Raw genomic sequence first — 22,538 nt, 5'->3', positions numbered from 1 at the left:
ACGAAAGAAAGAAGAGCCCCACCATGAGCGACTGGAAAGTGATCTGCCGCATCGACGACATCCCCGTGCTCGGCGCGCGCCGCGTGACGCGGCCGGCCGGGCTGGACGTGGCCGTGTTCCGCAATTCCGAGGATCAGGTGTTCGCGCTGCTCGACCGCTGCCCGCACAAAGGCGGCCCGCTGAGCCAGGGCATCGTGTTCGGCACCAGCGTGGCCTGCCCGCTGCACAACTGGGCCATCGGGCTGGACGACGGCTGCGCCAAGGCACCCGACGAGGGCTGCACGCCGAAGTTCGCGGTGAAGGTGGAAGACGGCGTGGTGCACCTCGACGCGGCCGAGCTGGCGACGCACGCCATCGACCTGGAGCGCCCGAGCGCGGGCCCGAAGCCTTTCGCGGTGCTGTCGGTCCTTCCGCTGGAATAAACCCATGACGCGGGAGACCCGGTCCACCTGCCCGTACTGCGGCGTCGGCTGCGGCGTGATCATCGAGTCGACCGGCGACCAGATCACCGGCGTGCGCGGCGACCCGGCGCACCCCGCCAACTTCGGGCGGCTGTGCACCAAGGGCTCGACGCTGCACCTCACTGCCAGCGCCACGGTCACGCGCCAGACGCGGCTGCTGCAGCCCATGCAGCGCCTCGCGCGCGGCGAGGCCCCCCAGGTCGTGAGCTGGGACACCGCGCTGGACAACGCCGCCGGCAAGTTCGCGCAGGTGGTCCGCGACCACGGGCCCGACGCGGTCGGCTTCTACGTGTCGGGCCAGCTTCTGACGGAGGACTATTACGTCTTCAACAAGCTGGCCAAGGGCCTGATCGGCACCAACAACATCGACACCAACTCGCGCCTGTGCATGAGCAGCGCGGTGGCCGGCTACAAGCAGACGCTGGGCGCAGACGCCCCGCCGGCCTGCTACGACGACCTGAAGCATGCGCAGTGCCTCTTCATCGTGGGCAGCAACACGGCCTGGGCGCATCCGATTCTTTTCCGCCGCATCGAGGACGCGAAGGCGGCGAACCCGGCGCTGAAGATCGTGGTGGCAGACCCGCGCCGCACCGACACGGTCGAGATCGCCGACCTGTTCCTGCCGATCCAGCCCGGCACCGACGTGATGCTCTTCAACGGCATGCTGCACCTGATGCTGTGGGAGGGCTGGACCGACGCGAAGTACATCGCGGCGCACACCAGCGGCTTCGACGCGCTGAAGGCCACGGTGCGCGAGTGCACGCCCGACAAGGTGGCGCAGGTCTGCGGCATCCCGAAGGACGACCTGCTCGAGGCCGCGCGGCTGTTCGCCACCTCGCCGGCCACGCTGAGCCTGTACTGCCAGGGCCTGAACCAGTCGTCCAGCGGCACGGCGAAGAATGCGGCGCTCATCAACCTGCACCTGGCCACCGGCCAGATCGGCCGCGCCGGCGCGGGCCCCTTCTCGCTGACCGGCCAGCCCAACGCGATGGGTGGGCGCGAGGTGGGCGGCCTGGCCAACCTGCTGAGCGCGCACCGCGACCTGGCCAACCCCGACCATCGCGCCGAAGTGGCCGCGCTCTGGGGCGTGCCCTCGGTGCCCGAGAAGCCGGGCAAGACCGCGGTGGAGATGTTCCAGGCGGCGGCCGACGGCGAGATCCGCGCGCTGTGGATCGCCTGCACCAACCCGGCGCAGTCGATGCCCGACCAGGCGACCGTGCGCCGCGCGCTGGAGCGCGCCGAGTTCGTGGTGGTGCAGGAAGCCTTCGCCACCACCGCCACCTGCGCTTTCGCCGACCTGCTGCTGCCAGCGACCACCTGGGGCGAGAAGGAAGGCACCGTGACCAACAGCGAGCGCCGCATCTCGCGCGTGCGCCCGGCCGTTGCGGCGCCGGGCGAGGCGCGCAACGACTGGTCGATCGCGGTGGCCTTCGCGCACCGGCTCGAAGCGCTGGCCGGCAGCGGCCTCTCGCTCTTCCCCTACGACACGGCCGAATCGGTCTGGAACGAGCATCGCGAATCCACGCGCGGGCGCGACCTCGACATCACCGGGCTGAGCTACGCGATGCTGGAGAGCGCCGGCCCGCAGCAGTGGCCGCTGAAGGAAGGCGAAAGCATCGGCCGCGCGCGCCTCTACGCAGACGGCGTTTTCCCCACGCCCGACGGCCGCGCCCGCTTCGTCGACACCGCCTACAAGCCGGTGGCCGAGGCGCGCGAGGCCCGCTATCCCTTCTCGCTGAACACCGGCCGCCTGCGCGACCAGTGGCATGGCATGAGCCGCACCGGCACGGCCGGGCGCCTGTTCGGCCACGTGCCCGAGCCGGTGGTGCAGATGAACGCGCAGGACATGGCCCGCCGCCAGATCGGCGAAGGCGACCTGGTGCACCTGACCTCGAAGCGGGGCTCGATCATGCTGCCCGCGCGCGCAAGCGCCGAGGTGGGGCTGAGCCAGGCCTTCGTCGCCATGCACTGGGGCGAGGAGTACCTGAGCGGCTGCTCGTCGAGCGGCACGCGGCTGGCGGGCATCAACGCGATCACCACGCCGGCCTTCTGCCCGACCTCGAAGCAGCCCGAGCTGAAGCACGCGGCGGTGAAGATCCTCAAGGCCGAGCTGCCCTGGTCGCTGCTGGCCATGGCCTGGCTGCCCGACGGCGAGGCGCTGGCGGCGCACCGCGCGCTGCAGCCGATGATGGCGCTCTTTCCTTTTGCAACCTGCGTGCCGTTTTCCGGCAACACGCAGGGAGGTGAACGCAGCGGCCTGCTCTTTCGCGCCGCCGCGCACGACGCGCCCGACGACGCGCTGGTCGGGAAGATCGAAGCCCTGCTCGGCCTGCAGACGCCCGACACCCTGCGCTACGCCGACCGCCGCCGCGGCCAGCGCCGCTCGGCGCGGCTGGCGCGCCGCGCCGACGGCAGCGCGGGCCTCGAGGCCTTCCTGCTGGGCGGCGACACCAGCGCCGAGGCATGGATCGCCACCCTGCTGCGCGAGGAACTGCCCGCCCAGAGCTACGGCCGCCTGCTGCTGTCGCCCGGCTCGAAGGCGCCGGTGGCGGTGCAGTCGCGCGGCAAGACGGTGTGCACCTGCTTCAACGTGGCGGATGGGACGATCCAGGCCGAGCTGGCGCGCTGCGCCGGCACCCCGGACGAAAGGCTGTCGAAGCTGCAGGGGGAGCTGAAATGCGGCACCAACTGCGGCTCGTGCATTCCGGAGCTCAAGCGGATGGTGCGGGCAACGGCGGCCGAGGCGGAGGCGCTGCCGTGATGCGCCGTCTGCATTGCTCCCTCTCCCCTCGGGGAGAGGGCTGGGGTGAGGGGGAGCGGTAATGACGTCCGCGCCATGTTGCAAGGCCGCTGCCCTCACCCTAACCCTAACCCTCTCCCGCAAGCGGGAGAGGGGACAAGACACCCAATGCATAAGCCGACTCACATTCCGGCATAAGCGTTGCAGGACAATCCGCCTACCCATGGGAATCAGCCAATACATCAAGGAAATCGGCCGCGGCGCGCGAGGCGCCAGGCCGCTCACGCGCGAACAGGCCACCGACCTGTTCGGCCAGGTGCTGGACGGCACCGTGACCGACCTGGAGATCGGCGGCTTCTGCCTGGCCATGCGCATCAAGGGCGAGACGCCCGAGGAGATGGCCGGTTTTCTCGATGCTACCCATGCGCGGCTCCGGATGGTTCCCGCCGGCGACCGCCCGCTGATCGTGCTGCCCAGCTACAACGGCGCGCGCAAGCTGCCGGTGCTCACGCCGCTGCTGGCGCTGCTCCTGGCCCGCGAAGGCCTGCCGGTGCTGGTGCACGGCAGCGCCAGCGAAACATCGCGCGTGCTGGCGTCGAACGTGCTCGCCGCCCTGGGCCACGCGCCGATGACGGCCATCCGCGCCGTCGCCAATGGCGAAGCGGCCTTTGCCTCCACCGAGCTGCTGAATCCCGCGCTCAAGCGCCTGCTCGACGTGCGCCGCGTGGTCGGCCTGCGCAACCCCGGCCACAGCGTGGTGAAGCTGATGCAGCCCACCGCGGGTCCGAGCGTAGTGGTGGCCAGCTACACGCATCCCGAATACGCGCGCGTCATGGCCGAGACCTTCGAGCTCATGGGCATGACCGCCCTGCTCTCGCGCGGCCTCGAAGGCGAAGTGGTGTCGGACCCGCGCCGCACCGCGCAGATCGACGGCTTCGTGCGCGGCGCACGCACCGAGCTGCAGTCGCAGCAGGCCGGCACCGCCTCGGAGGTGCCGGGGCTGCCGAAGGAAATCGACGTCGCCACCACCGCCGACTACACGCGCCGCGTGCTGGCCGGCGAGCTTCCCGTGCCGGAGGCCATCGCGACGCAGGTCAGGCACATCACGCAACTGGCATTGGCATCCCACGCATGAACAACGACAACCCCACCTCCCTCATCTCCGGCCGATGCACGCTGGTGGGCGCAGGCCCCGGCGACCCGGAACTGCTGACCATCAAGGCCGCGAAGGCGATCCAGGCGGCCACGGTGCTGCTGGTCGACGACCTCGTGAACGACCAGATCGTGCAGGCCTACGCACGGCCCGGGGCGCGCATCGTGCACGTGGGCAAGCGCGGCGGCTGCAAGAGCACGCCGCAGGCCTTCATCGAGCGGCTGATGATCACCGCCGTGCGCGAAGGCGAGACGGTGGTGCGCCTGAAGGGCGGCGACCCGTTCATCTTCGGCCGCGGCGGCGAGGAGGTGGAGCACCTGCGCGAAGCCGGCATCGAATGCACGGTGGTCAACGGCATCACCGCAGGCCTCGCGGCCGTGACGACGCTGGGCGTGCCGCTCACGCACCGCGACCATGCACAGGGCGTGGTGTTCGTCACCGGCCATGCCAAGACCGGTGCCGGCGCAGCCGAAGACCCGACCGACTGGCGCGCGCTGGCCGCGACCGCCTACAACGCGCGGCTCACGCTGGTGATCTACATGGGCGTGTCGGGCGCGGCGCACATCGAACGCGAGCTGCTGCACGGCCTGCCGGCCGACACGCCGGTGGCGGTGATCCAGCACGCGAGCCTGCCGCACCAGAAGCACATCGCGACCACGCTGGGCAGGCTTCAGGACGGCATCGCCGAAGCCGGCCTCGCGAGCCCGGCGGTGATCGTGGTGGGCGACGTGCTGCGCGGGCTGGCCGCTGCCGAGACGACGGCGGACGCGACCAGGTTCGGCACCTGAACCGCACCTGACCTGGGCGACTGAGGTGCAGGCGGCGCGAGCGCCGCGCACCACAACGTGGCATGGATCGTGCTCAGCGATGGGCAATGAATGCAGCCGCCACGCCTGAACCCGCCGCCGTCGAGATCGTCGCTCTCACCAAGCGCTACGCCCCAGGTACGCCGGCCGCCGTCGACCGTATAGACCTGCGCATCGCCAGCGGCAGCTACTGCTGCCTGCTGGGGCCCTCGGGCTGCGGCAAGAGTACGACCCTGCGCATGATCGCGGGGCACGAATCGGTCAGCAGCGGCGACATCCTGCTGGACAACCGCAACATCACGAACCTGCCCGCCGCCGCGCGCGGCACGGCGATGATGTTCCAGAGCTTCGCGCTCTTCCCGCACCTTTCGGCCACCGACAACGTCGCCTTCAGCCTCAAGATGAAGGGCGTGGGCAAGGCCGAGCGCCACAAGCGTGCGAACGACCTGCTCGAGCGCGTCGCGATGGGCCACCTTGCCGCGCGCAAGCCGGGTGAGCTTTCCGGCGGCCAGCAGCAGCGCGTGGCGCTGGCGCGCGCGCTCATCACCGAGCCGCGCGTGCTGCTGCTCGACGAACCGCTTTCCGCCCTCGACCCCTTCCTGCGCATCCAGATGCGCGCCGAGCTTCGGCGCTGGCAGAAGGAGCTGGGCCTGACCTTCATCCACGTCACGCACTCGCAGGAAGAGGCGATGGCGCTGGCCGACACCATGGTTGTCATGAACCACGGCGTGATCGAGCAGGTCGGCTCGCCGCACGCGGTCTACAACCATCCGGCAAGCGAGTTCGTGGCGCGCTTCATGGGCGGCCACAACGTGTTCGACACGCCTGCCGGGCCGATCGCGGTGCGCAACGACCGCATGCGGATCGCAGCCGCCGCGCAGGCAGCAACCGATGGAGCTCTCGCAGCCACTGTCACCGACGTCGAGTACCAGGGCACCTACGTCCTGCTCGGGCTGGCGCTCGATGGTGTCGCCGCCGCCGGACGCCAGAACGTTTCGGTGCTGCTCAGCGAAGCCGCTTTCCTCGCGCGCCCCTATGCGCACGGCGAGGCAGTGCACCTCTCGTGGGCCGAAGCCGACGCGCGTGTGCTCGGCCCCGGCGCCAAGCCGCCGAGCGAGCGGGCACCGGCACCCGCCGGGGCCGAAGCCACCCGCCAGGACGACACCGCCGTGCTCGCCGTTCCCTTCTGAGCGCCCGCGCCACCCGCTTTTCTCCGCGTTCGTTTCCCTTCACCTTCCTTTTCTTTCTGCAATGGAGACCCTGCCCATGACCGATCCCATCGACAACAACGGCCTCAAGCGCCGCACCCTGCTGCAAGGCACCGCCGGCATTCTTGCCACGGGCATCGCACCCTTCGTGCATGCACAGGAGAAGGTCGTGCTGCGCTATCTCGGCACCGCGGTGAACCAGGACAAGGCGATCGCCGAGAAATTCAAGGCCGACACCGGCATCGAGATCCAGTACGTGGCAGTGACCACCGACGACGTGACCAAGCGCGCAGTCACCGCGCCCAACAGCTTCGACCTGATCGACACCGAGTTCTTCTCGCTGAAGAAGATCGTGCCCACGGGCAACCTGAAGGGCATCGACACCAGGCGCGTGAAGAACGCGGACAAGATCACCTCGCTCTTCACCAAGGGCGAAGTGGCCGGCAAGAAGGTGGGCGACCAGGGCACGGCTCCGGTGAAGGTGATCTACCTCGAAGGCGAGAAGAGCAAGGCCTTCGCCAAGTCGGCCACGCAGTACATGTCGCTCATTCCGACCACCTACAACGCCGACACGCTGGGCATCCGCCCCGACCTCATCAAGCGTCCCATCGGCTCGTGGGCGGAGCTGCTGAACCCGGAGTTCAAGGGCAAGGCCGCGATCCTGAACATTCCCTCTATCGGCATCATGGACGCCGCAATGGTGGTGGAGGCCAAGGGCATCCACAAGTACGCCGACAAGGGCAACATGACCAAGGCCGAGATCGACCTGACCATCAAGGCGCTGATCGAGGCCAAGAAGGCCGGCCAGTTCCGCGCGCTGTGGAAGGACTTCAACGAGTCGGTGAACCTGATGTCCTCGGGCGAGGTGGTGATCCAGTCGATGTGGTCGCCCGCGGTCACGGCCGTGCGCAGCAAGGGCATCGACTGCACCTTCCAGCCGCTCAAGGAAGGCTATCGCGCCTGGGCCTCGGGCTTCGGCCTCCCGGCCACGCTCTCGGGCAAGAAGCTCGACGGCGCCTACGAGTTCATCAACTGGTTCCTCGACGGCTGGGCCGGCGCCTACCTCAACCGCCAGGGCTACTACAGCGCCGTGCTCGACACCGCGAAGACCAAGATGGAAGCGTACGAGTGGGCCTACTGGATGGAAGGCAAGCCCGCCGCCCAGGACATCAAGAGCCCGCAGGGCGACGTGATCGCCAAGGCCGGCGCGGTGCGCGACGGCGGCAGCTACGAGCAGCGCATGGGCGGCATCGCGTGCTGGAACGCCGTGATGGACGAGAACGAATACATGGTGAGGAAGTGGAACGAGTTCGTGGCTGCCTGACGGCAGTCCACGAACTCGACCCCCAGGCTGCGCTTCGCTTCGCCACCCCCCTGTAAGGGGGCGACACCTGCGGCCCGGCAAAGCCGGTTCCGCGGTGTCCCACGAACGGGCTTCGCCTTGCTCGCCCTTGGGCACAGTTTTTCGCTTTCATCCATGAGTACACCCGTCGCGTCCAGCCATGCCGCCGCTGCCCCCATCCACGCCGTGAAAGCGTGGTGGCAGGCGGCGCCGTTCGCGCTGGTGTTCCTGCTGTTCTTCCTGATTCCGCTGGGGCTGGTCGCGATGGTCAGCCTTTGGAATTTCAACGAGTACGAGCTGATACCGGCTGTCACGCTGCGCAACTACCTGAGCCTGTTCGAGGGCTGCTCGCGGCTGACCGACAACGGCGACCTGTGCGTCACGCTGAACACCTACCTGAGCACCTTCAAGTTCTGCCTGCTGGTGTGGGGCATCACGCTGGTGATCGGTTTTTCGGTGGCGTACTTCCTGGCGTTCCACGTGCGCTCGTCGACCATGCAGACGGTGCTGTTCGTGCTGTGCACGGTCCCCTTCTGGACTTCCAACGTGATCCGCATGATCTCGTGGGTGCCGCTGCTGGGGCGCAACGGGCTGGTCAACCAGGCGCTGATGGGCATGGGCCTCGTGAACCAGCCGGTCGAATGGCTGCTGTTCTCCGACTTCTCGGTGGTGCTGGCCTTCGTGCACCTGTACACGATGTTCATGATCGTGCCGATCTTCAACAGCATGATGCGCATCGACCGCTCGCTGCTCGAAGCGGCCAGCGACGCCGGCGCCTCGGGCTGGCAGACGCTGTGGAACGTGGTGGTGCCGCTGTCGCGCACCGGCATCCTCATCGGCTCGATCTTCGTCATCACCATCGTGATGGGCGACTTCGTCACCATCGGCGTGATGGGCGGGCAGCAGATCGCCTCCATCGGCAAGATCATCCAGGTGCAGACCTCGTACCTGCAGTTCCCGCTGGCGGCGGCCAACGCCATGATCCTGCTGGCCGTGGTGCTGATGATCATCTGGGGCCTGACCCGGATGGTCGACATCCGCAAGGAGCTCTGAAATGCAAACACCCATCGGCGCCCAGCGCGCCCCCGGCTTCTGGCCGCTGGCCACCGTGTTCGGGCTCTTCGTGCTGTTCCTGTACGGCCCGATGATCACGATCTTCGTGCTGAGCTTCCAGGGCCCCGAGGGCGGGCTGACCTTTCCGCTGCGCGGGCTGTCGCTGCACTGGTTCCACAAGCTGGCCGAAGGGCTGGGCACGGTCGACATCGGCGCGGCCTTCAGGCGCTCTCTGGCACTGGGTGCTGTGGTGATGGGGTTCACCGTGGTGCTGTCGGTGTTGGCCGGGCTCGCGTTCCGCAAGAAGCTCGCGGGCAGCAACGCCCTGTTCTTCGTGACGGTGGCCAGCCTCATCATGCCGTCGATCATCATTTCGCTGGGCATCGGCCTGCAGTTCCGGCTGATCGACACCGGCATCAAGAACGTGCTGACGGCGATGGACGCCACCTCGCTGCTCGAAGGCTACGGCACCGCGCTGGGCCTGTTCAGCTCCGCGCTCGGCGCGCACCTGACGTGGACGCTGCCTTTCGGGCTGCTCATCATGTTCGCGGTGTTCAACCGCTTCGACCCCGCCTACGAGGAAGCCGCGCGCGACCTGGGCGCCACGCCCTGGCAGACCTTCCGCTTCGTGGTGCTGCCGCTGATCGGGCCGTCGATCGTCGGCATCGGCATGTTCGGCTTCACGCTGTCGTGGGACGAGATCGCCCGCACCTCCCAGGCCATCGGCGACGTGAACACCCTGCCGCTCGAACTGCAGGGGCTGACGTCGACGGTGACCACGCCTTCGATCTATGCGCTGGGGACGGTGACCACCGTGGTGTCGCTGCTGGTGATGGCGGTGGCGCTGGGCACGGCGGCCCTGCTGAGGCGGCGCTCCGTGCGCAGGGGGTGAGCATTTTCCCGCCGCGCCTCTAAAATCGCGCACCCACAAAAGTCAAGAAGAGAGAGAGGCGGGGCATGCTGGACATCGACAAGCTCAACGAATTCACCCAGAACCACGGCGAACTGCGCCGCGGACAGGGCCTGGTCACCGGCACCATCGCGCTGAGCCTGGCCATCCTGTGCTTCCTGGGCGTGCTGGCCTTCCACTTCCCGCAGTACCTCACGACGCCGGAGTTGCGCAAGAGCTACAACGTCGACGTGATGCGCATGATCCTGCTGGCGGCGCTGGTCGTCTCGGGCGGGCTCTCGCTGGTCAACATCATCTTCAACCGCTCGCGCTGGCTCTCCTCGGCCGCGTTCCTGTTGGTGGCGGCCTCGGCGCTGCTCGGCGGGCACAAGGTGCCGGTGCACGACTTCGCGGACAACACGCCCTACATCGGGCTCGACTGGTTCATCCTCGACCTGCTGGGCTCCTCGCTGATCTTCATCTTCATCGAAAAGCTGTTCGCGCTGCGCAAGGACCAGCCGGTGTTCCGCGAGGAGTGGCAGACCGACTTCCACCATTTCGTGGTGAACCACATGATCGTGGGCTTCGTGCTGCTGGCCACCAACCTGATGGTGCACAAGCTCTTCGGCTGGGCGGCCAACGACGGCATCCGGGGCTGGGTGAGCAACCTGCCGTTCTGGGCGGGGCTGCTGCTGATCATCCTGGTGGCCGACCTGGTGCAGTACTGGACGCACCGCGCCTACCACGAGGTGCCCGTGCTGTGGCGCCTGCACGCGGTGCACCACAGCGTGAAGAGCATGGACTGGATGGCCGGCTCGCGCCAGCACATCCTGGAGCTGCTGATCACGCGCACGCTGGTGCTGGCGCCCATCTACGTGCTGGGCTTCAGCAAGGACGTGATCGACGCCTACATCGTGGTGGTGGGCTTCCAGGCGGTGTTCAACCACTGCAACGTGAGCGTGCGGCTCGGCCCGCTGCGCTACCTGATCGTGACGCCCAACTTCCACCACTGGCACCACAGCCAGGACCAGGAGGCGCTCGACAAGAACTACGCGGCGCACTACGCCTTTCTCGACTACATCTTCGGCACCGCCGTGAAGAGCACCAAGCTCTGGCCCGAGAAGTACGGCGTGCTGGGCGACTACGTGCCCAACGGATTCTTCAAGCAGCTGAAGTTCCCGTTCGTCTGGAAGGGCTGATGCGCATCGCTTTCCGTTCCGCCGCGGCCATTGTTGCCGCGGGCGCCGCCCTGCTGCTGTCGGCCTGCGCCACACGGCTCGACCTGCCGACCAAGGACACCGGCCTGCGCCTGCGCGTGCAGAGCTCGGTCATCGCGCCGGGCAACGGCGGCGAACTCATCGCCGCCGACGCGCTGGCGCCGGGCGACATCCTGCTGACCTCCATCGCCACGGTGAACTCCTTCGGCATCCGGCTGGGCACCTTCTCGCCGGTGAGCCACGCGGTGCTGTACCTGGGCAACGGCCAGATCGCCGAGGCCGTGGGCACGGGCGTGCGCGCGCGGCCGCTTTCGGAGGTGGTCGACGAGGAACAGATGGTCGTGGCCTTCCGCGTGCCCGGCGTGGACGACACGAGCGCCGCCCGCATGCGCGAATGGGCGCTGTCGCAGGTCGGCACCAGCTACAACACCGTGGGCGTGCTGCTGAACGCGCCCTTCGTGCTGAACCGGCGCCTGTGCGAACTGCCGCTGGTGCCCACCGCCGTCAGCCACTACTGCATGAGCGGCCTGGCCATGGTGCAGCTGGGCGCGAGCCGCGACGACCAGTTCTTCTGCTCGCAGTTCGTGCTGGAGGCCTACCGCCAGGCAGGCATGCCGATCACCAACGCCGACCCGCGCTGGGTGAGCCCGGCCGACCTGCTGCACATGCGCGAGGGCGACGTGCCCTCCATCGCCGCCACGCAGCCGCTGCGCTACGTGGGCCACCTGAAATACAACCCGCCGCCGCTGCTCGCGGCCGATGGACCTTGAGCGCGGCGGAGTTCGACGTCGTCGTGATCGGCGCCGGGGCCGCGGGCCTCTTCTGCGCCGGCGTGGCGGGCCAGCGCGGGCTGAAGGTGCTGGTGGTGGACCACAGCGAGAAGGTGGGCGAGAAGATCCGCATCTCGGGTGGCGGACGCGCCAACTTCACGAACCGCGACCTCGACGTGCGCGCGCCGCAGCGGCACTTCATCAGCGACAACCCGAATTTCTGCCGCTCGGCGCTATCGCGCTATGCGCCTCAGCAGTTCATCGAGCTGGTGCAGAAGCACGGGATCGCCTTCCACGAGAAGCACAAGGGGCAGCTTTTCTGCGACGGCTCGTCGCAGCAGATCGTCAACATGCTGCTGGCCGAATGTGAGGCGGGCGGGGTCGAGCGCTGGCAGCCGTGCAGGATCGGCGAAATCGCGTTTTCCGCCGGCAATGCAGACGGGAGCAGCGCGGGCAGCTATCGAATCGAGAGCAGCCGGGGCGCCATCGAGACGCCGAAGATCGTGGTCGCCACCGGCGGCCTGTCGATCCCGCAGATCGGCGCCAGCGACTTCGGCTACCGCATCGCCGAGCAGTTCGGCCTGCGGATGGTCACGCCCCGGCCAGCGCTGGTGCCGCTGACCTTCGGCGGCGACGCCTGGGCGCCGTATGCCGAACTGGCTGGCCTGGCGCTGCCGGTGCGCATCGAGACCGGCGCGAAGAAGGAAAAGACAGCCTTCCTCGAAGACCTGCTCTTCACCCACCGGGGCCTTTCGGGTCCGGCGGTGCTGCAGATTTCGAGCTACTGGAAGCCCGGTGCCCCGCTGACCATCGATTTCGCCCCCGGCGTGAACGTGGCCGAGGCGCTGGGCGAGGCGAAACTGCGGTCGAAGAAACGCATCGCCAACGAGCTGGCCGCGCTGGTGCCCTCGCGGCTGGCCGATGCCTGGGTCGGGCAGGACCCTGCCCTGCAGCGGCCGGTGAACGAGGCGGCCGACAAGGCGCTGGCGGCGCTTTCGGAGCGCATCGCGCGCTGGCAGATCGTCCCCAGCGGGACAGAAGGTTACAAAAAGGCCGAAGTCACGGCCGGCGGCGTCGACACCCGCGACCTGTCGTCGCAGACCATGGAATCGAAGCAGCCAGGCCTGTATTTCATCGGCGAAGTGGTCGACGTGACGGGCTGGCTCGGCGGTTACAACTTCCAGTGGGCCTGGGCGAGCGCGCATGCATGCGCCCAGGCTCTCTGACCTTCTCGCCCCCTTCAGAGACACCGAGGAACCGGCTTTGCCGGGCCTCAGGTGTCGCCCCCGGCGAGGGGGTTGGCGAAGCGACACGAAGTGCGCGAAGCCTGGGGGAGTGCCATTTCCGCCTGGGGGAGTGTTATAATCGCGGGCTAACTCTGGCCTCCCCTCAACGGCCGCAAAAGTTTTCAGTTGAGGAACCCCGGCTTGGGGCCTCGATCTCTCCAAGCCAAATTCATTTCAACGATTCATCAATGACCACCATCCGCGTTAAAGAAAACGAGCCCTTCGACGTCGCACTGCGCCGTTTCAAGCGCACCATCGAAAAGCTCGGCCTGCTGACCGACCTGCGTGCCCGCGAGTTCTACGAGAAGCCGACCGCCGAGCGCAAGCGCAAGAAGGCAGCCGCGGTCAAGCGCCACTACAAGCGCGTGCGCAGCATGCAGCTGCCCAAGAAGCTGTACTAAGCGACACCCCGGCGGCGGGCCCCAGACGAAAGTCGGCCCGGTCGCCTCGTTGCCTCAGCCGCGCCAGGGAAACCTGCCGCGGCTTTGTTTTTTCCGAAAGGTTGCCGAATGACTATCAAAGAACAGATCACCGAAGACATGAAGACGGCGATGCGCGCCAAGGACTCGGAGCGCCTGGCCACCATCCGCCTGCTGCTGGCCGCGATGAAGCAGAAGGAAGTCGACGAGCGCGTGGAGCTCGACGACACCATGGTGGTCGCCATCGTCGACAAGATGGTCAAGCAGCGCAAGGACTCCATCGCCGCCTTCACCACCGGCGGCCGCACCGACCTCGCCGACAAGGAAGCCGCCGAGATCAAGGTGCTGGAGGTCTACCTGCCCCAGCGCATGGGCGCCGACGAGGTCGCCGCCGAGGTGAAGGCCATCGTGGCCGAACTGGGCGCCAAGGGCCCGGGCGACATGGGCAAGGTGATGGGCGTGGTCAAGACCCGCCTGGCCGGCAAGGCCGACATGGGCCAGGTCAGCGCAGCGGTCAAGGCCGCTCTGACGGGCGCCTGAGCATGAACGCCGGCAGCCCGAGCGTCACCATCCCCAAGGCCTGCGCCTGCCTGATCGACGCACGGGGCCGGCTGCTGGTGTTCCGCCATCCCGAGGATGGCAACATGCAGCTTCCCAAGGGCACCATCGAGCCCGGCGAATCGCCCGAAGTGGCGGTTCGCCGTGAGCTGCTCGAGGAATCCGGCATCGACTACGCCGGCGAGCTGCAATCGCTGGGCACGCTGGAGCGCGAATGCGAAGCCGGTGTCGAAGGCAACACGCATCGCCACCCGCAGCTGTGGCACCTGTTCCTGATGCGCGCCGAGAGCGCCCTGCCCGAGAGCTTCACCCACACGGCCACGGGCAGCCCCGAGGAAGAGGGCCTGGTGTTCCTCTTCAGCTGGCTCGATGCCGGCGACGCGCTAGACGACTTCGCCCTGCCCTATCGCCAGACCATCGAGCGCGTGCGCGCCGCCCTGGTGCTCGCGGCCTGACTGGAAGAAGCGCCTCATCAGGCCGCGGCCCGCACGGCCATGTAGAGCCCCAGCAGCGCCAGCCCGATCAGGAAGCAGCGCCGGAACACCGCCACCGACAGCCGCTTGCGCAGCCAGGTCCCGAGCACCATGCCGCCGATGGCCGGCGCCAGCATCGCGATCGAGCCTCCGATCGCCGACACCGGATACCCGCCGTTCCCGGCCAGCCCGATGGCCAGCACCACCGTCGAGGTGGTGAACGAGATCCCCATCGCCTGTATCAGCGAATCGCGCTGGAACCCCAGCGCCTGCAGGTACGGCACCGCCGGCACCGCGAACACCCCCGTCACCGCCGTCACCAGCCCGGTGACCACGCCCACCAGCGGCCCGATCCAGCGCGCCTGCGAGTCGCTCACATGCAGCTGCCGCCCGGACAGCCCCCAGAGCGCATAGACGACCAGCGCCACACCGAGCGCGAAAGAAGCCCAGGCACCCGCCGGCACGCCCAGCCATAGTGCCCCCGCCAACGTGCCGACTACCACTCCCACCTGCATGCCGCCGATGCGCCGAAGCACCGGCATGAAGGTCGCGCGGGGCCCGGTCTGCCAGATGTTGGTGACCAGCGAGGGCACGATCAGCAGCGCAGCCGCCTGCGCCGGCGACATCCACAGCGCGAGCAGCGCCATCGACACCGTCGGCAGCCCGAGGCCGACCACGCCCTTGATCACTCCGGCCAGCAGGTACACGGCCGTGGCGGCGGCCCAGAAAGCGGTTGCGTCGATCGGATGCGTCATCGGACGCCGACTCTGCCAACGAAGCCCGCCGCCGCAAATGCGGGATTCGCGAAGCAGGCCTCAGTCTCAGGCTGAGGCTCCTGGTGCACACTCCGCCCAACCATGCGATTCGACCTCACCGACCTGCGGCTCTTCATCCACGTCGTCGAGGCCGGCAGCCTCACCGCGGGCGCCGGGCGCTCGCACATGACGCTGGCCTCCGCCAGCCAGCGGGTGCGTGGCATGGAAGACGCCCTGGGCAGCCCCCTGCTCACCCGCCACGCACAGGGCGTGAAGCCCACCGAAGCCGGCCGCACGCTGCTGCACCATGCGCGCGTCGTGCTGCAGCAGATGGAGCGCCTGCGCGGCGAACTCGGCGAATACGGCCAGGGCCTCAAGGGCCACGTGCGCTTCATGTGCGGCACCTCGGCGCTGACCGAGCACCTGCCCGAGGTGCTGAGCCGCTTCCTCGCCGAGCATCCGCGCATCTCGGTCGACCTGGAAGAGCGCCCCAGCCCCGACACGGTGGAAGCCCTGCGCGCCGGCCTGTGCGACATCGGCATCGTCTCCGACGCCATCGACAGCGAGGGCCTCGAATGCCATCCCTTCCGCCGCGACGACCTCGTGCTGGTGATGCCGCGCGGCCACGCACTGGCTACCCGGCGGCGCCTGAAGCTGGCCGAGGTGGTCGACAGCGAATTCGTCGGCCTGCCCGCCGACAGCGCGCTGCAGCAGCTGATCACCCAGCACGTGCGCGCCTTGGGCAGGCATCTGGCCTACCGCGTGCGCGTGCGCAACTTCGAGGCGGTCTGCCGGATGGTCGAGTACGGCATCGGCGTCGGCATCGTTCCGCAGACTGCCGCCGAGCGCTGCGCCCGCTCGATGAAGATCGCGCGCGCCTCGCTCGCCGACGCGTGGGCCGAGCGCACGCTGATGGCCTGCGTGCGCTCGTCGGAGGACCTGCCGCTCAACGCGCGGCGCATGCTCGACTACCTGGTCGCGCCGCCTCCCGACGAGGTCAGGAAGCTGCAGTGACCGGCCGCCCCAGCCGCGCCCGCGCCGCCACGAAGGCGTCGAAGGCTTCGCTGCTGGTCTTGCTCGGCACGTAGCCGAAGCGCTCCTTCAGCGCGGTGTTGAGCAGCACCGGCCGGTAGCGCAGGAAGTCGAGCTGCTCCGGCCCGTAGCGGCTCACGCCCAGCGCCGAGCCCACCGCCAGCGCGGTCTTCAGCACGCCGGCCGGCCAGTCGACCGCGCTCTTGCCGAGGCGCGAAGCGATCTCGTGGATGCCCAGCGCGCCGTCGCCCGCGAGGTTGTAGCAACCGGGCGGCGCACCGCCGAGCGCATGCGCGATGGCGCCGGTCACGTCCTCGTCCCAGATGAAGACGAAGGGGCTCGCGCTGCCGCGTATCGCGATGAGCCGCTTCTTCTCGAACAGCGCCGTGATCTGGTTGTCCACCCGCTCGCCGAGGATCGTGCCGATGCGCAGCACGGTCTGCGCCAGCGCGGGATGCCGGGCGCGGTAGTCGGCCAGCATCTCCTCCACCTGCCGCTTGTGGTCGGCGTAGGCGAACACCGTGTTGCCACGCAGCGGCTGTGACTCGGTGATCCACGCCGGGTTGTCCGCGTGGTAGCCGTAGGCCGCGCCGCTGGACGACACCACGATGTGCCGCACACCGTTCGCCACGCTGGCGTCGAGCACATTGCGCGTGCCGCCCACGTCCACCGAATGCTCGAAGGCGCGGTTCGAATCCTTGCCGGGCGTGACGATGGAAGCGAGGTGCACCACCGTGTCGATGGCGTGGTCGGCGATGGTCTCGGCGATGCGCGAATCGCGTACGTCCAGTTGCCGGTAGGTCACGCCCATGAGCTGCCGGTCCGGCGGCACTTCGCGCACGTCGACCGCGACCAGCGCCTCCAGCGTGCCCTGCTGCGCCAGGGTGGCGAGCAGGCTGCGCCCCAGGAAGCCGTCGGCCCCGGTCACCAGCACGCGACGCGCCACGATGCCTTCGCCGCCGCTCATGGCTTCGCGGGCTTGCGCCCCCACCAGCTCGCCAGTGCAAGGCCCGCGATGATGTCCCAGAAGCCCCATACGCCCGCCACCACGGCCATGCCGCCGAGCCCGCCGAAGAAGCTGAAGATCAGCACCAGCCCGAGCCCCGAGTTGCGGATGCCCACCTCGATGGACACCGCGCGCCGGTCGTAGTCGCCCAGCCCCGAGAGCCGCGCGCAGAGGTATCCCGTTCCGAAGGCCAGCGCGTCGTGGATCACCACCGCCAGCAGCACCAGCCCCACGTAGTCGAGGAAGAAGCGCCAGTTGCCCGCGATGGCGCCGATGATGAACACGATCAGCGCGACGAAGCTCAGCACGCCCACCGGCTTCTTGATGCGCGCCGTGAGCGCCGGCAGCCTGTGCGCGCAGGCCACGCCCAGCACGAAGGGAATGCCGATGATCGCCACGATGTGTCCCAGCATGTCCAGCGGATCGAGCGCGATGGTCTTCAACAGCGCCGAGGCCGTCGGATGCAGGCCGCCCCAGAAGGCGAAGTTCAGCGGCATCACCACGATGGAGATCGCGTTCGAGATCGCCGTCATCGACACCGACAGCGCCACGTTGCCGCCCGCGCGGTGCGTGAGGATCTGCGAGATGTTCCCCGGCGGGCAGCAGGCCACCAGGATCATGCCCAGCGCGATGCTCGGGCCGGGCTTGAGGATCAGCGTGAGCACATAGGTCACGGCCGGCAGCACGATGAACTGCGCGCCGATGCCCACCGCCATCGCGCCGGGCATGCGCGCCACGCGCTTGAAGTCCTCGATGCGCGTGTCCAGCGCGATGCCGAACATCAGGAAGCCCAGCACCACGTTGAGCAGCACCAGCGAGGCCGGATTGAAATGCAGGCGTATCTCGTCGACAGGCAGCATGCGGAGGGCCTCCTTCGTTTTTCTTCAGGTGGGATCGGCCAGCGCCGCGGCGGCGTTGCGCACGGCCGCGCGATAGGTGTCCTTGTGCACGTAGTACGCCATGCGCTCCAGCTGCAGGTACTTGAAGCCGCCCGACAGGTCGGGCGCTGGCCCCTGCGCCGCTGTGCGCAGCGCCGATGCCTTCGCCGAGCCGGCAGCCTGCGCGCGGAAGTAGCGCGCCACCAGTTCGGCCTGCTCGTAGCGGCCCTGCCAGCCGATGCCGCTGGCCTCGATCATCCCGAGCACCGCGATGTTCTCGAAGCGCGGCGAGAAGATGTTCAGGTACAGCCGCGGCGCCATGCCCTGCCAGTTCAGCAGCTCGCGGTCGATGAACGGGTAGTGCAGCGCGTAGCCGGTGGCAGCGAGGATCAGGTCGTAGTCGCGCGCGCCGCCGTCCTTGAAGTGCACCGTATGCCCGTCGAGCCGCGCGATGTCGGCGCGCACGCCGATGTCGCCGTGGCCCACGTGGTGCAGCACCAGCGAGTTCACGATGGGGTGCGACTCGTACATCCGGTAATCGGGCTTCGGGAAGCCGAAGCGCACCGGATCGCCGGTGAACCACTTGAGCACCGTCGAGTCGATGCGCTGCTTGAGCCATGGCGGCAGCGGGCGCTTGCCGCCCAGCGTGTCGGCCGGCTTGCCGAACACGTACTTGGGCACGAAGTAGTAGCCGCGCCGCACAGAGATGTCGACGCTCCTCGCGTAGTGCACGGCATCGACCGCGATGTCGCATCCCGAGTTGCCCGCGCCGACGATCAGCACGCGCTTGTCCTTGAAGAGCTCGGGGTGCTTGTAGTCGCTGGTGTGCAGCAGCTCGCCGTCGAAGTGGCCGTCGAAGCTGGGCCGCTTGGGCTCGGCGAGCGTGCCGTTGGCGATGACCACGCCCCTGTACTCGGCCGTCTCGATGGTGCCTTCGGCATCCTCGGTGGTCACGAGCCAGTGCGTGCCGGGCGAATCGCTCACCGGCTCGACGCGCAGCACGCGCGTGTTGAAGCGGAAGTGCTCGCGCAGCCCGAAGCGGTCGGCGAAGTCGCTGAAATAGCGGCGCAGTTCGCGGTGGCTCGGGTAGTCGGCCACCGTGTCGGCCATCGGGAACTCGCTGAACTCGGTGGTGCGCTTGCTCGAGATCAGGTGCGCGGAGTGATAGACCGTGGAGCGGGGGTTGGAGATGTCCCACAGCCCGCCCACGTCGCCATGCGCCTCGAAGCCCTGGAACGGCACGCCGTGCTTCTGCAGGTTGCGTGCGCCGGCGAGGCCGGAGGGGCCGGCGCCGATCAGCGCGATCTGTTCGTGGGTGGGTACGGCGTCGTTCGGCGTCGTCATCGGGTCGGAGGCTCCTTGGGAAGTCCGGGAATTGCAGTGGCGCCCGCCTCGCCCACGCGCGGCTTGCGCGGCTGGCCGCGCAGCAGGCGGTCGTGCAACGGCTCGGGCAGCAGGTCGAGCGCCTTCGACAGCCAGCCGATGCGGCGCGGCAGCACGATCTTCTCGCGCCCCGCCGCCACCGCAGCGAGCAGCCGGTGCGCGGCATCGCCGGCTTCGAGCAGCCCCGGCATCGCGAAGCGGTTGCCGGCGGTGAGCGCGGTGCGGATGTAGCCTGGGCTGACCGTGTGCACCGTGAGCCCCGTCTCTCGCAACTCGGCGCGCAGGCTTTCAAGGTAGCGGATCAGGCCGGCCTTGCTCGCGCAGTACGCGCCGTTGCCCGGCATGCCGCGCCAGCCGGCGATGCTGGCCATGCCGACGAGCGCGCCGCGCCGCTGCGCGCGCATCGCGGCGACGAAAGGCTGGAAGGTGGTGGCCGCGCCCAGCAGGTTGATTTCGAGCATGCGGCGGAACACGGCCAGGTCGTCGGCCTGGGCGGTGTCGTAGCCGCCGGCGACGCCGGCATTGGCGATCACCAGGTCGGGCATGCCGGCCCTGGCCATCCAGTCGACGGCCAGGGCCTGCATCTGCGGCCCGTTCGACACGTCGGGCGTGTAGACCGCGCAGCGTCCGGGTGCCAGCGCGGCCAGTGCTTCCAGTTTTCCGGCATCGAGCCCTGCCAGCGCAACCTGCGCTCCTTCTTCGATCAGCTCGCGTGCAAGCGCCTGGCCCAGGCCGCCGCAGGCGCCTGTGAGGACTACGTTGCGAAACTGCAGGGGCATCGGCTCGCGGTCTCCGGGTGGCAAAACCCGGCCACTGTAGCCGCGCATGCGCGCCCCGCCCCCCGGCATTTCCCCTTGCCCCGGCGGCTGCCGTAACGGGGGCTTCAGGAATGCGTCAGGCTTCTGCGCCCTGCGGAAACTCGATCTGGATCTTCACGTCGCCCGCGCGCCCCGCCGCCGCTTCCTCGAAGGCCCGCACGCCATCGGTGAACGCGAAGGTGCGCGAGATGAAGGGCTTGACGTCGACCTGCCCCGAGGCGATCAGCGCCAGCGCGCGCGGGAAGATGTTGGCGTAGCGGAACACCGACTCGATGCGAACTTCCTTCGACTGGATCGCGACGATGTCCATCGGCACCTTGCCGCCGGGCATGCCCACCAGCACCAGGCAGCCGCCGGGGCACAGCAGGTCGACGATGCCCTCGAAGGCGCGCGCGCTGCCGCTGGCCTCGAAGACCACGTTGGCGCCCCAGCCGTCGGTGAGCGACTTCACGGCCTCGGCGAGGTCGGTGCCGCGCACGTCGACGGTCGTCACCGCCGGGTTGCTGTCGAAGAGCGCCAGCTTCTCGGGCACGAGGTCCGCGAGGATCACGCGCGCCGCGCCGCCCGCGAGCGCCGCCAGCGCCGTCATCGCGCCGATGGTGCCGGCGCCGACGACCACGGCCACGTCGCCCGGCTTCAGCGCCGCCTTCTTCGCGGCCTGCAGGCCGATCGACAGCGGCTCGACGATGGCGCCCTCGCCGAAGCTCACGTTGTCGGGCAGCCGGAAGGTGAAGGCCGCCGGGTGCACCACGTAGGGCGTGAGGCAGCCGTGGATGGGCGGCGTGGCCCAGAAGCGCACGGCCGGGTCGAGGTTGTAGATGCCTTCCAGCGTGGCGCGCGAATCGGCCGCCGGGATGCCGGGCTCCATGCACACGCGGTCGCCGGGCTTGAGGTTCGTGACCTCGGCGCCCACCTCGACCACCGTGCCCGAGGCTTCGTGGCCGAGGACCATCGGGTCCTCCACCACGTAGGGGCCGATGCCGCCGTGCTGGTAGTAGTGCACGTCGCTGCCGCACACGCCCACGGTGTGCATGCGGATCTTCACGTCGCGCGGCCCCATGTCCAGGGGCAGTTCGACGTCGCGCAGCCTGAGCTCGTGCGCCTTTTCCAGAACCAGTGCTTTCATGTATTCGAGTCCTTGAATGGGTGTTGTCGGTATGTCGTCGGTCAATGCAATGAGGTGCCGGCGCGCAGCAGCGAGGCACCAGAGTCGATGTCGAAGAGGTGCACCTGCGCCGGGTCGGCCACGAAGCGCACGCGCTCGCGCAGCCCCGGGCACTGCGCTGAGGGCATGAGCGCGGCGATCTCGCCGTCGCCCTGTCCGAAGCTCACCAGCACCTCGTTGCCGAGGTACTCGATGAGCTGCACCTCGCCGTGGAAGCCGCCACCCTGCCCTTCGCTGGCGTCGGGGTGCAGGTGCGCGGGCCGCACGCCGAGCGTGACGCGCTTGCGGCCTTCGAGCGCGAAGCGGTGCGCGTCCACCCACACGGTGCCTTCGCGGCCGGCGAGTTCGATGGTTCCGGTGGCCACCCCGTCGTCGCGCACATCCATCTCCACCAGATTCATCGGCGGCGTGCCGATGAAACCCGCCACGAAGGCCGAGCGCGGCCGCTCGAAGATCTCGCGCGGCGAGCCGACCTGCTCGATGCGCCCGTCGCGCAGCAGCACGATGCGGTCGGCCAGCGTCATCGCCTCGTGCTGGTCGTGGGTCACGTAGACGGTGGTGGTCTTCAGCGCCTGGTGCAGGCGGGCGATCTCGATGCGCATGTGGTTGCGCAGCTTGGCGTCGAGGTTCGACAGCGGCTCGTCGAAGAGAAACACCTTGGGCGTCTTGATCATCGCCCGCGCGATCGCCACGCGCTGCTGCTGACCGCCCGAGAGCTCGGTGGGCTTGCGCTGCAGGTAGCGCTCCAGCCCCAGCGTGTCCGATACCTCCTTGATGCGCGCATCGATCTCGGCCTTGGGCACCTTCAGCCGCTTGAGGCCGAAGGCGATGTTGTCGCGCACGCTCATGTGCGGATAGAGCGCGTAGTTCTGGAACACCATCGCGATGCCGCGCTCCTGCGGCGGCAGGTCGTTCACCCGCTGGCCGCCGATCATGAGGTCGCCGCCGGAGATGTCTTCCAGGCCCGCGAGCATGCGCAGGATGGTCGACTTGCCGCAGCCCGAGGGGCCGAGGAACACGACGAACTCGTTGTCGGACACGTCGAGGTCGAACTGGTGGACGACCTGCGTGTCGCCGTAGCGCTTGATGATGTTGTGACAGCTGATTGCGGACATGTCGTTCTTCA

The 22,538-nt window shown here is 68.7% G+C and carries 22 protein-coding genes; 15 read left to right on the top strand and 7 right to left on the bottom strand.

What is annotated here, in order from left to right; translation table 11 throughout:
* The first annotated feature begins 23 nt into the window (after positions 1 to 23).
* From nirD to ABL844_RS11540, 14 genes are all read left to right on the top strand, one after another.
* Positions 24 to 422, top strand: coding sequence for a nitrite reductase small subunit NirD (nirD, locus tag ABL844_RS11605; protein ID WP_184636514.1), 399 nt, complete (start codon positions 24 to 26; stop codon positions 420 to 422).
* A gap of 4 nt (positions 423 to 426) precedes the next feature.
* A complete protein-coding gene (locus ABL844_RS11600; RefSeq protein ID WP_418131341.1) occupies positions 427 to 3,222 on the top strand; it encodes a molybdopterin-dependent oxidoreductase in 2,796 nt (931 codons plus the stop codon).
* Positions 3,223 to 3,424: 202 nt separating this feature from the next.
* Complete coding sequence (gene ybiB, locus ABL844_RS11595) at positions 3,425 to 4,336, top strand: DNA-binding protein YbiB (protein WP_418131340.1); 912 nt, start codon at positions 3,425 to 3,427, stop codon at positions 4,334 to 4,336.
* A complete protein-coding gene (gene cobA, locus ABL844_RS11590; RefSeq protein WP_418131339.1) occupies positions 4,333 to 5,142 on the top strand; it encodes a uroporphyrinogen-III C-methyltransferase in 810 nt (269 codons plus the stop codon). The genes ybiB and cobA overlap by 4 nt, the downstream gene beginning before the upstream one ends.
* Before the next feature lie 86 nt (positions 5,143 to 5,228).
* Positions 5,229 to 6,350: an ABC transporter ATP-binding protein gene (locus ABL844_RS11585; RefSeq protein ID WP_369658651.1), complete on the top strand. Its 1,122-nt coding sequence runs from the start codon at positions 5,229 to 5,231 to the stop codon at positions 6,348 to 6,350.
* Positions 6,351 to 6,426: 76 nt separating this feature from the next.
* Positions 6,427 to 7,692 carry an ABC transporter substrate-binding protein gene (locus tag ABL844_RS11580; protein ID WP_418131338.1) on the top strand — a complete coding sequence of 422 codons (1,266 nt, stop codon included), beginning with the start codon at positions 6,427 to 6,429 and terminating at the stop codon, positions 7,690 to 7,692.
* Between the two features lie 153 nt (positions 7,693 to 7,845).
* The gene (locus tag ABL844_RS11575; RefSeq protein WP_184636504.1) at positions 7,846 to 8,763 is read left to right on the top strand and encodes an ABC transporter permease; all 918 of its coding nucleotides are present in this window, start codon (positions 7,846 to 7,848) and stop codon (positions 8,761 to 8,763) included.
* 1 nt (position 8,764) lies between these two features.
* Positions 8,765 to 9,655, top strand: a complete 891-nt coding sequence (locus ABL844_RS11570) for an ABC transporter permease (protein ID WP_418131337.1) — start codon at positions 8,765 to 8,767, stop codon at positions 9,653 to 9,655.
* 65 nt (positions 9,656 to 9,720) lie between these two features.
* Entirely contained in the window at positions 9,721 to 10,851 is a 1,131-nt protein-coding gene (locus tag ABL844_RS11565; protein WP_184636500.1) for a sterol desaturase family protein, read from the top strand.
* Positions 10,851 to 11,639, top strand: coding sequence for a YaeF family permuted papain-like enzyme (locus ABL844_RS11560; protein WP_418131336.1), 789 nt, complete (start codon positions 10,851 to 10,853; stop codon positions 11,637 to 11,639). Before ABL844_RS11565 ends, ABL844_RS11560 begins: the two co-directional genes overlap by 1 nt.
* A complete protein-coding gene (locus tag ABL844_RS11555; protein ID WP_418131335.1) occupies positions 11,636 to 12,865 on the top strand; it encodes an NAD(P)/FAD-dependent oxidoreductase in 1,230 nt (409 codons plus the stop codon). Before ABL844_RS11560 ends, ABL844_RS11555 begins: the two co-directional genes overlap by 4 nt.
* A 248-nt stretch (positions 12,866 to 13,113) precedes the next feature.
* On the top strand, positions 13,114 to 13,326 hold the full coding sequence (gene rpsU, locus ABL844_RS11550; protein WP_007833691.1) for a 30S ribosomal protein S21: 213 nt from the start codon (positions 13,114 to 13,116) through the stop codon (positions 13,324 to 13,326).
* 108 nt (positions 13,327 to 13,434) lie between these two features.
* Entirely contained in the window at positions 13,435 to 13,884 is a 450-nt protein-coding gene (locus ABL844_RS11545; protein WP_184636494.1) for a GatB/YqeY domain-containing protein, read from the top strand.
* Between the two features lie 2 nt (positions 13,885 to 13,886).
* Positions 13,887 to 14,357 carry an NUDIX domain-containing protein gene (locus ABL844_RS11540; protein ID WP_126018236.1) on the top strand — a complete coding sequence of 157 codons (471 nt, stop codon included), beginning with the start codon at positions 13,887 to 13,889 and terminating at the stop codon, positions 14,355 to 14,357.
* Positions 14,358 to 14,374: 17 nt separating this feature from the next.
* Here ABL844_RS11540 and ABL844_RS11535 read toward each other — a convergent pair whose 3' ends face one another.
* Positions 14,375 to 15,130 carry a sulfite exporter TauE/SafE family protein gene (locus tag ABL844_RS11535; protein WP_184636492.1) on the bottom strand — a complete coding sequence of 252 codons (756 nt, stop codon included), beginning with the start codon at positions 15,128 to 15,130 and terminating at the stop codon, positions 14,375 to 14,377.
* Between the two features lie 102 nt (positions 15,131 to 15,232).
* Between ABL844_RS11535 and ABL844_RS11530 the strand changes: the two genes are divergently transcribed.
* Entirely contained in the window at positions 15,233 to 16,144 is a 912-nt protein-coding gene (locus ABL844_RS11530; protein WP_126018232.1) for a LysR family transcriptional regulator, read from the top strand.
* Here the strand turns inward: ABL844_RS11530 and ABL844_RS11525 are convergent.
* The 6 genes from ABL844_RS11525 to ABL844_RS11500 form a co-directional block, all read right to left on the bottom strand.
* The gene (locus ABL844_RS11525) at positions 16,128 to 17,129 is read right to left on the bottom strand and encodes an SDR family oxidoreductase (RefSeq protein WP_418131334.1); all 1,002 of its coding nucleotides are present in this window, start codon (positions 17,127 to 17,129) and stop codon (positions 16,128 to 16,130) included. The genes ABL844_RS11530 and ABL844_RS11525 overlap by 17 nt on opposite strands.
* Positions 17,126 to 18,028, bottom strand: a complete 903-nt coding sequence (locus ABL844_RS11520) for a bile acid:sodium symporter family protein (protein ID WP_418131333.1) — start codon at positions 18,026 to 18,028, stop codon at positions 17,126 to 17,128. Before ABL844_RS11520 ends, ABL844_RS11525 begins: the two co-directional genes overlap by 4 nt.
* 24 nt (positions 18,029 to 18,052) lie before the next feature.
* Positions 18,053 to 19,390 carry a flavin-containing monooxygenase gene (locus ABL844_RS11515; RefSeq protein WP_418131332.1) on the bottom strand — a complete coding sequence of 446 codons (1,338 nt, stop codon included), beginning with the start codon at positions 19,388 to 19,390 and terminating at the stop codon, positions 18,053 to 18,055.
* Positions 19,387 to 20,208: an SDR family oxidoreductase gene (locus tag ABL844_RS11510; RefSeq protein ID WP_418131331.1), complete on the bottom strand. Its 822-nt coding sequence runs from the start codon at positions 20,206 to 20,208 to the stop codon at positions 19,387 to 19,389. Before ABL844_RS11510 ends, ABL844_RS11515 begins: the two co-directional genes overlap by 4 nt.
* Before the next feature lie 115 nt (positions 20,209 to 20,323).
* A complete protein-coding gene (locus ABL844_RS11505; RefSeq protein WP_184636482.1) occupies positions 20,324 to 21,373 on the bottom strand; it encodes an NAD(P)-dependent alcohol dehydrogenase in 1,050 nt (349 codons plus the stop codon).
* Positions 21,374 to 21,414: 41 nt separating this feature from the next.
* Positions 21,415 to 22,527 carry an ABC transporter ATP-binding protein gene (locus ABL844_RS11500; RefSeq protein ID WP_418131330.1) on the bottom strand — a complete coding sequence of 371 codons (1,113 nt, stop codon included), beginning with the start codon at positions 22,525 to 22,527 and terminating at the stop codon, positions 21,415 to 21,417.
* Positions 22,528 to 22,538: the final 11 nt, after the last annotated feature.

The organism is Variovorax sp. 278MFTsu5.1, assembly GCF_048305045.1.
Classification (GTDB): Bacteria; Pseudomonadota; Gammaproteobacteria; order Burkholderiales; family Burkholderiaceae_C; genus Variovorax; species Variovorax guangxiensis.
The sequence above is the reverse complement of the archived record's forward strand: the minus strand, read 5'-3'. Positions and strand labels throughout refer to the sequence as shown.